The organism is Emticicia fluvialis, assembly GCF_024793945.1.
Classification (GTDB): domain Bacteria; phylum Bacteroidota; class Bacteroidia; order Cytophagales; family Spirosomataceae; genus Emticicia; species Emticicia fluvialis.
This window is the reverse complement of the sequence record NZ_JANUSD010000001.1, coordinates 345146-360000: the sequence shown is the minus strand read 5'-3', so window position 1 is coordinate 360000 and position 14855 is coordinate 345146. Positions and strand designations below refer to the sequence as shown.

General features: G+C 41.5%; 14 protein-coding genes. 11 read left to right on the top strand and 3 right to left on the bottom strand.

Translation table 11 applies throughout. The features are described 5' to 3' along the window. Nucleotides 1-88 precede the first annotated feature (88 nt). The 5 genes from NZ848_RS01490 to NZ848_RS01470 all read left to right on the top strand — a co-directional run bounded on the left by NZ848_RS01490 (nt 89) and on the right by NZ848_RS01470 (nt 4508). Nucleotides 89-832: a GLPGLI family protein gene (locus NZ848_RS01490; protein ID WP_259014080.1), complete on the top strand. Its 744-nt coding sequence runs from the start codon at nt 89-91 to the stop codon at nt 830-832. 349 nt (nt 833-1181) lie between these two features. Next, nucleotides 1182-2561, top strand: a complete 1380-nt coding sequence (locus NZ848_RS01485) for an HAD-IB family phosphatase (protein ID WP_259014079.1) — start codon at nt 1182-1184, stop codon at nt 2559-2561. A gap of 128 nt (nt 2562-2689) precedes the next feature. Beyond that, nucleotides 2690-3040, top strand: coding sequence for an RNA recognition motif domain-containing protein (locus NZ848_RS01480; protein ID WP_259014078.1), 351 nt, complete (start codon nt 2690-2692; stop codon nt 3038-3040). Next, the gene (locus NZ848_RS01475; RefSeq protein ID WP_253533425.1) at nt 3037-4281 is read left to right on the top strand and encodes a DEAD/DEAH box helicase; all 1245 of its coding nucleotides are present in this window, start codon (nt 3037-3039) and stop codon (nt 4279-4281) included. The genes NZ848_RS01480 and NZ848_RS01475 overlap by 4 nt, the downstream gene beginning before the upstream one ends. Beyond that, nucleotides 4281-4508, top strand: coding sequence for a VF530 family protein (locus tag NZ848_RS01470; RefSeq protein WP_253533423.1), 228 nt, complete (start codon nt 4281-4283; stop codon nt 4506-4508). The genes NZ848_RS01475 and NZ848_RS01470 overlap by 1 nt, the downstream gene beginning before the upstream one ends. 54 nt (nt 4509-4562) lie before the next feature. Here the strand turns inward: NZ848_RS01470 and NZ848_RS01465 are convergent, their stop codons facing one another. After that, nucleotides 4563-7346, bottom strand: a complete 2784-nt coding sequence (locus NZ848_RS01465; protein WP_259014077.1) for an outer membrane beta-barrel family protein — start codon at nt 7344-7346, stop codon at nt 4563-4565. A 225-nt stretch (nt 7347-7571) separates the two neighbouring features. Here NZ848_RS01465 and NZ848_RS01460 point away from each other — a divergent pair, with 225 nt between their 5' ends. Further along, nucleotides 7572-7763, top strand: coding sequence for a cold-shock protein (locus NZ848_RS01460; RefSeq protein ID WP_101727316.1), 192 nt, complete (start codon nt 7572-7574; stop codon nt 7761-7763). A gap of 81 nt (nt 7764-7844) precedes the next feature. On the opposite strand, the gene NZ848_RS01455 is transcribed toward NZ848_RS01460, so the two are convergent. After that, on the bottom strand, nt 7845-9605 hold the full coding sequence (locus NZ848_RS01455; protein ID WP_259014076.1) for an ABC transporter ATP-binding protein: 1761 nt from the start codon (nt 9603-9605) through the stop codon (nt 7845-7847). Between the two features lie 66 nt (nt 9606-9671). Between NZ848_RS01455 and NZ848_RS01450 the strand changes: the two genes are divergently transcribed. The 5 genes from NZ848_RS01450 (at nt 9672) to NZ848_RS01430 (ending at nt 13875) form a co-directional block, all read left to right on the top strand. Then, nucleotides 9672-10178: a YdeI/OmpD-associated family protein gene (locus NZ848_RS01450; protein WP_259014075.1), complete on the top strand. Its 507-nt coding sequence runs from the start codon at nt 9672-9674 to the stop codon at nt 10176-10178. Nucleotides 10179-10225: 47 nt separating this feature from the next. Then, on the top strand, nt 10226-10825 hold the full coding sequence (locus NZ848_RS01445) for a TetR/AcrR family transcriptional regulator (RefSeq protein WP_259014074.1): 600 nt from the start codon (nt 10226-10228) through the stop codon (nt 10823-10825). A gap of 37 nt (nt 10826-10862) precedes the next feature. Further along, the gene (locus NZ848_RS01440; protein ID WP_101727320.1) at nt 10863-11078 is read left to right on the top strand and encodes a hypothetical protein; all 216 of its coding nucleotides are present in this window, start codon (nt 10863-10865) and stop codon (nt 11076-11078) included. Nucleotides 11079-11085: 7 nt separating this feature from the next. Further along, the gene (locus NZ848_RS01435; protein ID WP_259014073.1) at nt 11086-12324 is read left to right on the top strand and encodes an MFS transporter; all 1239 of its coding nucleotides are present in this window, start codon (nt 11086-11088) and stop codon (nt 12322-12324) included. Nucleotides 12325-12552: 228 nt separating this feature from the next. After that, nucleotides 12553-13875: a spinster family MFS transporter gene (locus NZ848_RS01430; RefSeq protein ID WP_259014072.1), complete on the top strand. Its 1323-nt coding sequence runs from the start codon at nt 12553-12555 to the stop codon at nt 13873-13875. On the opposite strand, the gene NZ848_RS01425 is transcribed toward NZ848_RS01430, so the two are convergent. Beyond that, nucleotides 13872-14846 (bottom strand): glycosyltransferase, encoded by a 975-nt coding sequence (locus NZ848_RS01425; RefSeq protein ID WP_259014071.1) that lies wholly within the window; start codon nt 14844-14846, stop codon nt 13872-13874. The genes NZ848_RS01430 and NZ848_RS01425 overlap by 4 nt on opposite strands. Between the last annotated feature and the right edge of the window lie 9 nt (nt 14847-14855).

Here is a 14855-nt window from a genome sequence, read left to right as displayed (position 1 = left end):
ACCTTAATTAACATTATTTCAATAATGATTAACCTCTGGTCAGGTGCATACAATCTACTTTTGCTGAAACCATTTCAAAATCAATCAGATGAAAAAGTTATTCTTATTTATTACACTGCTTATCAGCCATTTAACTATGGCACAATTACAGGAAGGTATCATAGACTACGAATTCAAGGTAAATATGCACAAAAGCATAGGTAAAGACCAGGAGTCTATAAAAAGCATGATACCCGAGTTCAGAACCAGTAAAAACCGGTTGTACTTTACACCTGTAAAATCGTTCTATACCAATATTGACGAAGACACTGACGAGGTTAACAGTTCGGTAGGTGGCAGCAATGTGACGATGCGCTTCACGCGCCCGCAATTAGACTTGTACCGCGACTTTGAGGTGTCGCAGTTCATTACTGTTACCGATTTTGCAGGAAAAAAATTCAGAATAGAAGACTCTCTGAAGACCAATCCGTGGAGGTTTCATGACGAAACCAAAAAAATACTGGATTACACCTGCAAAAAAGCATCTTTTTATAATGAAGAGGCCAGGCAGGATGTAGTAGCCTGGTATACCGAAAGCCTGATAAGCCCTGCAGGCCCACAGAATTTCTACGGCCTGCCCGGTACCATTCTTGAAGTGAACCTGAACGAAGGCAGCACCATTATAACAGCCAAAAAAGTAGAGTTGAAAAAACTTACCAATGAAATAAAAACACCATCAGGAGGCAAAAAAGTTACTGCCAGGGAGTTTAAGAAAATCCGCGACGATTACATGAAAGAAATGGGCATGCAACCCGGCGCTAATGGTGCCAGGTTTATTATCAGAAACAACTAATAATTACACAAAGGAGGCTCTTGTCTCTTTTGTGCTTTAAAGACGATTTTACCTTGTTGCTCTAAAAAAGCTGCAACAGCCATACTTGTATATCTGGGTGCGTGGTCATTCTTAAGGAAAAATTAATCGGGCTGCCTGTCATGTTAACTCCGGCAGCCCAAATACTTCATAAAAACCTCACAACCAACCTATTAAGCCAACACCCTTCCTGATGTAGCATTAGTTTTTTATTATTCTGATTTTCTTCATTCAAAGCAAGAAACACACTGAAAGGTAACAAGAGCGGCCTTTTGGGGGTTACTTTTTAATAGGCAGTATAGAATTGTTCAATCAAAAACCTTCAAAGAATATGATTTCAGTTATTATACCCACGTTGAATGAAGAAGAAACAATTGGAAGCGTTGTTGATTTTGCTGCAAGCCAGCCTCATGTAAGTGAAGTGCTGGTGATTGACGACAAGTCGCTGGATAAAACCGTACCCATAGCCCAGAAGCATGGCGCCAAAGTACTTACAAGCACAAAATTAGGCAAAGGGGCATCAATGAGAGAAGGCGCCCTGTTTGCACAAAATGACATCCTTGTTTTTTTGGACGGCGATATTAATCCTTACCCGCATCATACCATCCGGCTTTTAACAGAACCTATCCTGCTAGGAGAAGTAGACTTTGCCAAGTCGTCATTTAACCGCAATGCAGGCAGAGTAACCGAGTTGGTGGCTAAACCTTTGCTTAGCATATTTTTTCCGGACCTGCTCCGTTTCAGCCAACCCCTTAGCGGAATGATTGCCAGCCGCAAAAGTCTTTTGCAGCAAATTGATTTCAGAGACGATTACGGTGTTGATATTGGCATACTGATAGACATGCACCTGATGAATGCCCGCATGAAAGAAGTGCAGATTGGTTACATAGAGAACAAAAGCAAGCCCTGGCAGGCATTAGGCAAAATGAGTAAGGAGGTAGCACAGACCATTATCTCAAAAGCGGCATCAAGCAATAACTCAAACTTTAATTTTGAAGAGTTGGGTACAATTACAGAAATCCGCTCGCAGATGGAAGTTTCGTTGGAAAGCCAGTTCAGAAAACTAAAGAAAATGGTTGTTTTTGATATGGACAACACATTGTTGCTGGGGCGTTTTATTGATTCATGTGCAGACAAATTCCGTTTTAAAGATGAGCTGATGCAAATAAGGTCTTCAGAAACAGACCCTGTAATTATTACCAAAAGAGTGGCCATGCTTTTAAAAGGGCGTAATTATGGTGAACTTATACAGGTATTAGATGAAATACCCATTGTACCAGGCACAAAAGAAGTAATTGAAGCGCTGAAAGAAAGGGGGTACTTTATAGGAATCATTTCTGACAGCTATGATTTTGTAACCAACCATATAAAAAACAAACTGGGCATGGACTTCTCAATTGGCAATGAACTGGAGTTTTCTAAGGGCATTGCTACCGGCGAAGTAAAAATACCTTCTTACCTGTTCAATAATGCAAAAAGTGTAAATCGCCTGACCATCTGCAAAACCAATGCATTAATAACCATACTGGAGAAACACCACATACAAATGCAAAACTGCATTGCCATAGGCGACAGCATGAACGATTTGTGGATGATAAAGGAAGCAGGGTTGGGCATTGCCTTTTGCTCTAAAGATGACCTCGTAAACCATCATGCCGATATTATTATATCTGAGCCATCATTCAACAAACTACTTGAAGTAGCCCTTTAAATGCCGGCGGGGAGAATTCTTCCCGCTTTTTTTCGGCTCTTTTAAGTATTCTTCACTCCTTTTCTGTCCTGTTTCTGCTTTTCAGTTTTAAATTCGTAATTTTACACCTCAATCATAATTACCTGACAATGGATATTTTTGTGGGGAGTATTCCTTTCAAACTGAAAGAGAAAGAACTGAGAGCCTTATTTGAGAAATATGGAGAAGTAACCTCAGTAAAAATAGTTAAAGATAAAGCTACCAGGCAAAATAAAGGCTTTGGTTTTGTGGATATGCCTGACGAGGATGCCGTGAGAAACGCTATTCATGAACTGAATGGCACCGAACTGATGGGCCGGGTAATAGAAGTGGGCCTGTCGGCAAAGAAAGAGGTACCAAAGCCGGTTAAAAACTTCAAGATAAACCATTTGGGCAAGGCAACCATCGAGCGGTCGTTCAGAGGTATTGGCAAAGGGTATGATAAACGAAACAAAAAATGAAATTTGAAGAATACCGAATAGCTCCGGAAATAAAGCAGAATCTGGAAAAACTGGGCTTTAAAAAGCCTACGGATATCCAGTATAAATCTATAACGCCCATTTTACGCGGAGAAGATGTGCTTGCCATTGCACAAACGGGCACGGGCAAAACCGCAGCTTTTGCTATTCCGGTATTACACCTTGTAAACGACACCAAGAAAAGCGCAAGGGCTGACGCCATCCGCTGTCTGGTGATGGTACCCACCCGTGAGCTGGCAATACAAATAACCGAGGTCTTTCAAAAAATTGGCCAGGGAACAAAAGTAAAAACATTCTCTCTTTTTGGTGGTGTTGAACAAGACCCTCAGATTTTAAAACTCGAAAAAGGCATTGATATTCTGGTAGCCACACCCGGCCGTATGTTTGACCTGGTAAGCCAGGGGCATCTGAAACTGAACCACGTGGAGATTCTGATACTTGACGAAGCCGACCACATGCTTGACCTGGGCTTCATTAAAGACATTCAGGATGTAATCCGCTTTCTTCCACGCAAGCGGCAGACACTCTTCTTCTCGGCCACTATTAACGAAACCATTAAAAAGCTGGCTTATTCGCTGGTGCATAATGCCATCCGTATTCAAATATCGCCCAACGATAAAGTGGCCAAGAACATTCAGCATGCCGTGATTTTTGTAGAAATGGACGACAAACGTTTCTTTCTTGAACGCATGGTGAATGAGCATCCGGAAAGCAAAATTCTGGTATTTGTACGTACCAAAGTAAGAGCAGAGCGTGTACTTGCTGCTATGGAGCGGGTTGGCATAAAAGCCGAAACCCTGCATGGCGATAAAGAACAACAAGACCGGCTGAAAGTGCTGGGGAATTTCAGAACCGGAGAAACCAAACTACTGATAGCCACAGATGTAAGCGCCAGAGGCATTGATATACCCAATGTTGATTATGTAATAAACTATGACCTGCCCGACGTACCCGAAAACTACGTACACAGGGTTGGGCGCACAGGCCGAGGTACACAAAAAGGCAATGCACTTTCTTTTTGCAGTGCAGAAGAAAAACCCATTCTGGCTGAAATTGAAGCCTTCTTAAACAAACCTGTGCAGGTAATGGAATTAGATAAATTGGAATATGCAGCTACCAAAGATTTCTCGAAAGATGTAACTGCCGCTGATTTAAAGGCCTTACTGAAAGAAGCTGAGCAGTTTGAAGAAATGAAACGTAAAAAAAGTAAAGGTAAAAAGTGATGCTTGAACAGCCCAATAATCCGCTACATGGCAAAACCCTAGAGAGAATTCTGAACGAACTGGTTGATTATCATGGCTGGGACCAGATGGCCTATCATGTACGTGTCAACTGTTTTATAAACAACCCAAGCATTAAATCAAGCCTTACGTTTCTCCGAAAAACGCCCTGGGCCAGAAAAAAAGTAGAAGACCTGTATATCAGAATGCTTGACGACCAAAAAAGATAGGTAACCCAAAGCAGGGCTGCCTATTGCTAACAAACTAAAAAAAATCAAACTATATTATCTTGAGATTATTCTCACCCCCCCGCTTTGTGCAGGGTTTAATCCTTTTAAAGTGTACGTAAAACTTAGCAAGAAGTAACGGCCGAGAGTAGTGATGCGCTCGTCCTGCACAAAGTTCAACTGGGCCGTCCGGCTGATGCCCGTGTTACGATTCAGCAAGTCGTTAACTGATAACTTTAATTCTCCGCGTCTGTTTTTTAGAAAGTAGGTAGAAACAGACATGCCCCACAGCGGGATATTCTGATTAAACCCACCTGTTAGACCTTTATAAGTATTATAATCGAAATCTGTACTGAATATCAGGTTTTTGGTGATGGTCCAGTTCATGTCGGTTGAGAAAACATTATTGAAATAATCCTGATTCATCTGGTTATTTACTGAATAATGAGTCTGATTATACCCTACCCGCGCTTCAGCCGACATATCAAATTTATCTTGTTGATAACTCAATCTTACGCTGGTGTTCAGCTGCAAACCTTTCGTGCGGTTCTCCTGCTGGTTAATGTAGTTAATACCTCTGTTCATCATTACCCTTTCATTTAAATCAACTCTTAGTTTAACCGGTCTGATACGGAAACCGTAATTAATGTTTCCTGTTAACAGGTAGTCATCATCCACATTAACCGGGCGAGAGGTCTGTACAAACGATGAGCTGATTTCCTGCGCATTATTTATTTTATTGGTAGTATAAATCAGGTTGGCGGCCACAAAGAAATTGGTAAAACTCAATTGATTGAACGACATATAATTGAGGCCCAATCTATGCGAGTACTCTGGTTTCAGATTCGGATTACCCACATAAATATTCAGGGGGTCCCGGTTATCAGTAATCGGTGCCAATTGTGTTATACCAGGCTCCTGCAGGTTGGTTTCGTAGTCAAATCGCAGGCGCTGGCTTTGTTGAAAATCATAGCTGAAATGCAAATTGGGTAGCACATTCCTGAAATTTCTTGAAATATCATCATCAAGCAACAGCATTTTACCCCGCAAATTGGCGTGTTGAAAACTCAGCCCTGTTGAGAAATTATATTTTTTCTCCACAAATCTGAAATTGGTTCCTACCCGGTTATAAATAAAATTACTTTCAAATTTGTTACTCAACTTTTTGTTGTAAATCGGTATTCCATCTTTAATATCGTTCACAAGGGCATCAGACAAGTAATCATTTTTCTGGAATGCGTAGTTTATTTCCAGGTATTTCTTCTTGCCCAGAGGTTCGGTATAAGCGGCAGTTAGGCCGTAATTAGTCCGGTCGGCCTTGCGTACACTGTTTTGCCTGATGTTCTCGGTTCGGGTAAGATTACCATCAGTATAATATTTGTTCCGGGCATCTAACTCGCCGTCACCATCAGAGTTATTAACCTGAAAATTAATATTGCCTGATAATGTCCGTCCTTTTTTATTAAACTTATGACGCATCAGAAAATTAGTGTTTACACTTAGCCCTTCGTTGCTTCCGCTGTTATTTCTGACACCTTCGTTCTCTAGTACGCTGCTACTGTTAAGCGACTGGCTTATACTGTAATTACTGGCATTTGTGCGGTTATAATTAATATAAGAAGACCACTTCAGCGAGTTCATAGAATCCAGCTTCTGGTCGAGAGTAAAGTTCAGACGGTGGTTATCGTTCAACGTATTCTGGGTACTGTTCTGCAACGACAGGTAGTTGTCGCCGTTTGGCAAAAAGTTTCGGCGGCTTATATTCCTGTCAATTAACTGATTAATGTTATTGAACATATAGCTACCGTTTACTTCTGTTTTCTTGTTTAGTGGATTATTAAAATTCAGACCTCCGGCCCAGTTTCTGACAAAACCATTCTGCCTGTTACCAAAATTAAGCGGTAGCCCGCCATCCTGGCCGCTGCTTAAATCCAGACGAAGCTGCCCGCCTCCTGCTCTTCCGCCCATCATTCGCATCAAATCGCCCGAGAAATTCATATAATCATTGATAGAAAAACCCTGCTGATTTACATTATTGCCCATTGCCAGTACAGACAACTGTTTATCTTTATTGAACCGGTTAATACTCAGGCGGCCTGTGTAGCGTTCGTCGAGCCCACCGCCAGCAGTAATACTACCAAAAGCGCCTTTTTTGCGGTCTTCTTTCAGTTTCAGATTAATGTTCTTTTCACGTTGTCCATCGTCTATACCTGTAAAATCAGACTGGTCCGAGCGTTTGTCATACAATTGCACCTTATCTATGGCATCGGCAGGCAGGTTTTTGGTGGCCATTTTAGGGTCGCGTCCAAAAAACTCTTTTCCGTCTACGGTTATACGCCTTACGGTTTCACCCTGGGCTTTCACGGTGCCGTCTTTTTCCACTTCAACACCCGGTAATTTCTTCAGCAGGTCTTCCACAACCGAGTTGGGCTTAACCTTAAACGAGTCGGCATTAAATTCAATAGTATCTCCTTTTATACTCACCGGCGCTTTTTCGCCTTTAATGGTTATTTCGGCCAGCTCACGGCTTATGGGTTCCAGTTTAATGGTTCCCATATCTATGGCGGTTGCCTCGCCGGGTACAACTGGCTTATAAAAGGTCTTATGCCCTACATAAGTAATTTTAAAAAGGTAATTGGCCGAGTTCAGATTTTTAAGTTCAAAAAGTCCCTTATCGTTGGTTCTTGCAAAATTAATAAGCGATGAGTCTTTAGGGCTTAGCAACAATACCGTGGCATACTGCAATGGCGCCGAGGCTGAGTCGGTAACCAGGCCCTTTAAGGTAATTTTTTGCGCCAGCGTTGGTGTTGCTAAAAGAAGAAAAATGAAGAGCTTTTTCATAAATGGTTTTTATTTTTACAGAAACAAAAGTAGAAACCACACTGCTCAACATAGGTTAATGGAGATTGAAATAATGTTAATTAAAGTTAATGGCTGTTTTTGTTGCTATTTGTACCAACTATTGGCCTGGTTTATAACCATTCAGTAACAATAATGGTCATTGCTTGTTATTGTCAATAATTAATATAACCTTTGTACTTTAAGTACAAAATACAAATTTTTAAAATGTCTAACGGAACAGTTAAGTTTTTCAATGAAACCAAAGGTTATGGTTTTATTAAAGTAGATGGAACCAATCAAGAGGTTTTTGTTCATGTGTCTGAATTAAAAGACCAAATCCGCCAGGATGACGAAGTAACATTCGAAATCCAAGAAGGTAAAAGAGGTTTAAACGCCGTGAACGTGAAATTGGCATAATTATATCAAACTATATAATTATCAAAAAAGCTCTCAATTGCATTGGGAGCTTTTTCCTTTTATAGCTTAACCTCGATGTAGTTACACAAGTATTTCTTTGTACTGCATACGATAAAGGTTAGCATAAAAACCGTCTTTTTCAAGCAATTCTTCGTGGTTTCCTTCTTCCATTATACGGCCCTTATCTAAAACTATAATTTTATCAGCCTTCTGAATGGTACTTAACCGGTGGGCAATAACAATGGCTGTACGGCCTTTCATTAACTGCCCGATGGCGTTCTGTATCAGCTCTTCGGTTTCTGTGTCTACTGACGACGTAGCCTCATCTAAAACAATAATCTTCGGATTCTGCACCATAGCCCTCACGAATGAAATCAACTGCCGCTGCCCTACCGATAACGTAGCGCCGCGCTCCTGTACGTTGTAATCGTAGTTATCAGGTAATTGCATAATAAAATCATGCACCCCTACCAGCCTGGCCGCCTCCATGATGTTCTCTCTGGAAATACTGGTATCGCCCAGCGTAATATTTTTCTCAATGGTATCAGAAAACAAGAAAACATCCTGCAAAACCACACCTATCTGTTCGCGCAGGCGCTTCAACTCAAATTCCTTAATATCAACGCCATCAATCAGAATCTCTCCTTTATTAATTTCATAAAATCTCGACAACAAATTAATGACAGATGATTTGCCTGCACCGGTTGCCCCCACAAAAGCTACAGTTTCGCCGGGATTAACCTGAAACGATATGTTTTTCAGCACGTAGTTTTCCTGATTATAGGCAAACCACACATCTTTGAACTGCACATCACCTTTCAGATTTGTAGTATATGTCCCTTCATTTGACGTATATTCATCACTATCAAGTAGTTTAATGATGCGGTCGGTGCTGACAATACCCATTTGCAGGGTATTCATTCTGTCGGCAAGCATCCTGATAGGCCTGAAAAAAATATTGATAAACATAATGAACGCCGTTACCGTACCATAGCTGACCTCACTGCTGAGCATCTGCTTGGCGCCAAACCACACAACCAGGCCTGTTCCCAATGCCGCAATAACCTCAGCAACCGGGTAGTAAACCGAGTAGTACATAATAGATTTTATATTGGCGTCGCGGTGTTCTTTATTAATATCTACAAACTTTTTGTACTCTATTTTTTCTGAGTTAAAAATCTGAACAATGCTCATACCTGTTATATGCTCCTGTACGAAAGCATTGAGGCTGGCCACTGCGTTACGCACTACATTAAACGATTTTTTTACTTTTTCCTTAAAAATATAAGTACTGATTAACATGAGCGGAATAGTACTGAGGCTTATTAATGACAGTTTCCAGTCGGTATAAAACATTACCGTTATAATAAGCACCAGTTGCAGAATGTCGCCGGCTATGGCCGCTATACCTTCGCTGAAAACATCAGCCAGGGTTTCAATATCAGAAATTGTACGGGTAACCAGACGGCCAATTGGCGTATCATCAAAGAATTTAAGGCGCAAATGAATGATTTTCTGATAGAGCTGTATCCGGATGTCGCGGATGATATTCTGACCAAGCCACCCAGCCAGATAAGTATTGACAAACTGTATAAGCGACTGCACCACCAATACGGCAATCATAATCAGCATCATTTTTGCAAGACCTGTATAATTGCCTGCCGAAACCGGGCCGTCAATGGTATGCCTGATTAACAGCGGAATAGCCGGAGCCAGGGCGGCTCCTGCCAGAATGACAAATACAAGCGTAAAAAAACGAAACTGATAAGGACGAATAAACTGAAACAATCTTTTCAGAACTGCCCAATCAAAAATTTCACCTGAAGGATTTTGTTCGCTCATTAAAATATATTTTCAAACAGTTTCTTAAATTTAAACTCATAAAAATACATAATCGTTCAGAAACCAATGCCTACTTTTAAAACAACCATACATAAATTTGATAAGCAAGGAGAGAAAACCGGATGGACTTATATATTAATACCTGCCCATATAGCCCATGAGATTAAACCAGATACGCGTACGTCGTTCAGGGTAAAAGGCAAACTAGACCAGCACCTGATAAAACAAGTGGCATTACTGCCTATGGGTGAAGGCGATTTTATTATTCCTATAAATGCGGGTATCAGAAAAGGTATCAGAAAAGGAGAAGGCGCCATGATTGACGTAGACATTGAACTGGACGAAAGTGAGTTTGTTTTATCGCCAGACCTGATGGACTGCCTGGAAGACGAACCGAAAGCAATGGAAAAATTTCATGCTCTACCCCCCAGCCATCAGAAATATTACTCAAAATGGATTGAAGAAGCCAAAACAGTAGAAACCAGGACCAAGCGCATAACGCAGGCTGTGGCCGGACTAGCCATGCAATTAGACTACGGCAGTATGATCAGGCATTTTAAAAATAAAAAATAATTTTTTGCTCTATAAGTGAACGAACATTCACTTACATTTGTATTGAAATGAGAACACGCAACGAACATAAAGAGCAACTAGTTAAAGAAAAGGCCATAGAGATGATTGTTAAACTTGGCTTCGACGGCTTTAGTATGCAAAAACTGGCCAAGTTAGCCGGGGTTTCTCCGGCCACACTTTACATCTATTATAAAGACAAAGAAGATTTGCTCGTACAGCTAGGCGCAGAAGAAACCCAACGGTTAACTACCATGTTGCTGAAAGATTTCAGTTCTGATATGCACTTTGAAGCCGGCATGAGAATACAATGGCGCAACAGAGCTGAATATTGGTTAAGTAACCCTTTGAAGGCTACTTTTCTGGAGCAAATCAGGCACTCGCATTACCGCGACAAAGTTTATAATGCCGTAAGTACCGATTTTGTTGAAGCCATGAGCAATTTCTTACAGAATGCCAATGACCGGCAGGAGTTATGCCCTATGGAAAATGAAGTGTTCTGGTCAATTGCTTATGCGCCACTTTATAACCTGATTCGGTTCCATACAGAAGGAATCAGTCTGGCAGGTGAACCTTTTCAGTTCTCTGAGGCACTCATGTGGCAGACATTTGATGTAGTTATGAAAGCCCTGAAACAAAATAAAACCTGAAGCCCAACACGCAAATAAGAAAGAAAAAGCTATTTTAATGGAAATATTTATTCTAAAAACAAATGTATTGAGCCTTGAAATGAAAGAGGCTATTACTCCTGCCCTTGACGGAATTCCGGAAATTAAAAAATGGTCTATTGATTATCAGGATTGTGACGGTGTACTGCGTGCATCAGTAGCAGGCTTATGCCAGGAAGAGCTCATAGGGGTAATCAGGCAACTAGGGTACCAATGTGAAGAGTTAAACAATTAAACCAATAATGGAAAAAACAACATTCACAGGGTATCAGAAGCTAGTCATTGCTCTTATTGCCATTACACAATTTACGGTTATACTTGATTTCATGGTCATGTCTCCGCTGGGCGACGTTCTGATGAAGTCATTAGATATTTCCCCAAGTCAATTTGGCATTGCTGTGTCCAGCTATGCATTCAGTGCAGGGGCTTCAGGCTTACTGGCTGCTGGTTTTGCCGACAAATATGACCGCAAAAAACTGCTTCTCTTCTTTTATGCAGGTTTCATTATCGGCACGTTGTTTTGTGGTCTGGCGCCTAATTACCATCTGTTGGTGGCAGCCCGTATCATAACCGGGCTGTTTGGAGGGGTAATAGGCTCTATTGGTCTGGCAATTATAACAGACATTTTTACGATTGAGCAAAGGGGCCGCGTAATGGGCACCGTTCAGATGGGCTTTGCGGCCAGTCAGGTTCTGGGTATTCCAATTGGTCTGTATTTTGCCAATATATGGGGCTGGCATGCGCCTTTTCTGATGATAGTATTATTGAGTGTTATTATAGCCCTGGCCATACTGAAAGGCCTTAAGCCACTGACCAAACACCTGGCATTAAAAACCGACCGTAATGTGTATGAGCACTTCCGCCATGTGCTGGCTACCAGTAACTATCAGGTAGCTTTTCTGGGTACTGCGCTGCTTTCAGTAGGTGGGTTTCTGATGATGCCTTTTGGCAGTGCTTTTGCCATTAATAATCTTCATTTTTCGCAAGACCAGCTGCCCATTCTGTTTATGGTAACCGGTATATCTTCATTATTCATAATGCCCATTGTTGGGCGATTGAGCGACAGGTTTGATAAATTCAAGGTATTTACCATCGGTTCATTATGGGCAATGGTTATGATAATTATTTATACGAATCTGACACCCGTTCCGCTTTGGGTGGTACTGATACTCAACATTTTGCTGTTTGTGGGCATTATGTCAAGAATGATTCCATCAACATCATTGATGACAGCCATACCACAAATGCAAGACAGAGGCGCCTTTATGAGCATTACCTCTTCGCTACAGCAAATAGCCGGAGGCATTGCCTCTGTATTTGCAGGTTACATTATTGTGCAAAAAGACAAATACAGTCCGTTAGAAAACTACCCGGTGCTAGGCTATATATCAGCCGTTATAATTCTTTTATGTATTTGGCTGGTTTATAGAGTAAACCTAATAGTGAAACACAAAATAGACCCTAAAAATAAAACCATATAAACTTAAAAAATAACCCATACATTAAAGCCTGATGCTGATTTGTTCCGCATCAGGCTTTACTATTTTTATACTTTTATCTCATCCGTTCAGTTTTCTTCTCAACCACCAATATTAACCCGCCCTTAAAAAGTAAAATTACTTATTAGAATAATACCAATTCTACCAAATTATACTTAACTTACCTCCCATTCTATCACCTTAACCCTTTCTCTTTTCAATAGCCAATCTATGAAAGAGCAACCTTCACTCCGCTATGCCTGGTATGTATTGGGCATTCTTTTGCTTGCGTATATTTCATCGTTCATTGACCGCCAGATTCTGGCGCTGCTGGTAAAACCCATAAAAGCATCTTTTGGTATTTCTGATACCCAGATGGGGCTGCTTATGGGGCTTAGCTTTGCCTTTTTTTACACGGTATTGGGTATCCCTATCGGAGTAATGGCCGATAGAATGAGCCGCAAGAAAATAATTGGCTGGGGTATTGCCATCTGGAGTCTGATGACAGCCTTATGTGGTGTGGCAGGTAGTTTCTCCATGCTGTTTCTGGCTCGTGTAGGCGTGGGTATTGGCGAAGCAGCCTTGTCTCCGGCTGCATACTCAATGATATCAGACTATTTTCCCAAGAAAAAACTGGGCACTGCGTTGGGCATTTACAACATGGGTGTTTTTCTGGGGTCGGGGCTATCAATTCTGATAGGCGCGGCCATCCGCTCAATGGTCGGGCAGGAGAACATTCACTTACCTTTTGTGGGCGAGATTTTCTCATGGCAGGTGGTTTTCTTTTACATAGGCCTGCCGGGTTTTCTGATAGTTATATTATTGCAAACCATTAAAGAACCGAAACGCAAAGAACTGGATAGCGGTAAGGAGTCTGCTAATAAGGCCAGTTTTAGTGAAATTATTACCTATTTTAAAGCCAATAAATCTACTTTTCTGTCGCTGAACTTCGGAATGGCCTTTATGTCATTTGCTTCTTTTGCCGGTACCTACTGGATTCCGACTTTCCTGAACCGGGTACATGGCTGGACAGACACCAAGGCCGGGGTAACTTTTGGGGTGCTGGTAAGTGTTTTCTCTACATTGGGTGTGGTGCTGGGCGGAAGGTACGCCGACCACCTGCTTAAAAAAGGCATTGCTACCGCACGCATGAGAACCAGTTTTATGGGTATGTCGGTGGCCGTGATTTCAACCGCCGGCTTACTATTTGCCAACCCTGATATAACCCTGGTATTTATTGCGCTTTTCTGTTTTGCATCATCCTTTTCGTACGGCTCGGCTACTGCGGCCATACAAGAGATTGTACCCAATAACATGAGAGCCATTTTTTCGGCCTTTTTCTTATTTGTGGTTAATCTGATTGGCCTGGGTCTGGGGCCTTTATCGGTAGGGTTTTTCAACGATACGGTTTTTGCCGACCCTCAGAAAATCAATTATTCTATCTTTATTGCACAGTTTGGCGGTTGTATTATTTCATCACTTTTGTTGTATATCGGCCTCAGTCCTTTTGCAAAAAGCACGGGTTACCTGAAAAAGCATCTGGCCGATGCTTAGCTGTTCCGTTTCTCCTGCATAAAACCTATACCATAGGCAAACAATTGAATAAAACAGGCAATAATACTCAGCAGGCCAACCTTCAAGCTTTTGTTTTTCAGGGCTGAATCAATAAATATGAGTAAGAAGTAAAGCAGCAGTACCCCCGCTGAAAGCCAAAAGGTATAACAAAAAAAAGGAATTATAAAGCTAAGAGCCAGTTGCAACGGTATTGAAAGGCAACCCAGTGTAAATACTGCCGGGAAGAAATGAACCGCCTTTAATTCTGACGGAAACATACGCGCCAGATTGATACGCCCACGCCCGAAGAAGTGCAGTTGCTTATAAAACTGCCCGAAGTCGGTGCGTCTTTTATGGTAAATGAATGCTTCTTCTATCAGCCCTACTTTAAAGCCATTTTCGATGATTCTGATACTGAACTCAATGTCTTCAGCCATGCGGGTCATAGTGTATCCACCGGTAACCTCCCATACTTTACGAGAGATACCGAAATTGAAGCTGCGCGGGTGAAACTGCCCACCGGCATTATTTTTTTTACCTCGTATGCCTCCTGTTGTAAATACCGAGGTCATGGCATAATTTATTGCCTTTTGTATATCAGTAAAGCTTTCATGTGCTGCATCAGGCCCACCATAGGCATCCAGCCACTGGCTTTGCAGGGTAGTATCTACGACTTCAAAATAACGGTCAGGTATAATGGCATCAGAATCTAACTGCACGAAGTAATCGCCGGAGGCCCTTTCAAACCCATAATTACGAGAGAATCCCTGCCCTGAATTGGGCTTAAAAAAGTATTGGATATCCAGTCTGTTTTCAAAACTCCTGCATACCTCATCGCATTTTAATGTCGAGCCGTCTTCAATTATTATTACCTCAAAGTTTTTGTAGGTCTGCCGGGTAAGGCTTTCCAGCAATTCTTTTACCTCATCAGGGCGGTTATAAACAGGCGTAATAACGGAATATCTTAACATGCAGGGGTA

Bases quoted from the DNA above. Each gene is read 5' to 3' on its own strand.
- NZ848_RS01490 (WP_259014080.1), top strand. From the start codon at position 89: ATGAAAAAGTTATTCTTATTTATTACACTGCTTATCAGCCATTTAACT.
- NZ848_RS01485 (WP_259014079.1), top strand. From the start codon at position 1,182: ATGATTTCAGTTATTATACCCACGTTGAATGAAGAAGAAACAATTGGA.
- NZ848_RS01480 (WP_259014078.1), top strand. From the start codon at position 2,690: ATGGATATTTTTGTGGGGAGTATTCCTTTCAAACTGAAAGAGAAAGAA.
- NZ848_RS01475 (WP_253533425.1), top strand. From the start codon at position 3,037: ATGAAATTTGAAGAATACCGAATAGCTCCGGAAATAAAGCAGAATCTG.
- NZ848_RS01470 (WP_253533423.1), top strand. From the start codon at position 4,281: ATGCTTGAACAGCCCAATAATCCGCTACATGGCAAAACCCTAGAGAGA.
- NZ848_RS01465 (WP_259014077.1), bottom strand. From the start codon at position 7,346: ATGAAAAAGCTCTTCATTTTTCTTCTTTTAGCAACACCAACGCTGGCG.
- NZ848_RS01460 (WP_101727316.1), top strand. From the start codon at position 7,572: ATGTCTAACGGAACAGTTAAGTTTTTCAATGAAACCAAAGGTTATGGT.
- NZ848_RS01455 (WP_259014076.1), bottom strand. From the start codon at position 9,605: ATGAGCGAACAAAATCCTTCAGGTGAAATTTTTGATTGGGCAGTTCTG.
- NZ848_RS01450 (WP_259014075.1), top strand. From the start codon at position 9,672: ATGCCTACTTTTAAAACAACCATACATAAATTTGATAAGCAAGGAGAG.
- NZ848_RS01445 (WP_259014074.1), top strand. From the start codon at position 10,226: ATGAGAACACGCAACGAACATAAAGAGCAACTAGTTAAAGAAAAGGCC.
- NZ848_RS01440 (WP_101727320.1), top strand. From the start codon at position 10,863: ATGGAAATATTTATTCTAAAAACAAATGTATTGAGCCTTGAAATGAAA.
- NZ848_RS01435 (WP_259014073.1), top strand. From the start codon at position 11,086: ATGGAAAAAACAACATTCACAGGGTATCAGAAGCTAGTCATTGCTCTT.
- NZ848_RS01430 (WP_259014072.1), top strand. From the start codon at position 12,553: ATGAAAGAGCAACCTTCACTCCGCTATGCCTGGTATGTATTGGGCATT.
- NZ848_RS01425 (WP_259014071.1), bottom strand. From the start codon at position 14,846: ATGTTAAGATATTCCGTTATTACGCCTGTTTATAACCGCCCTGATGAG.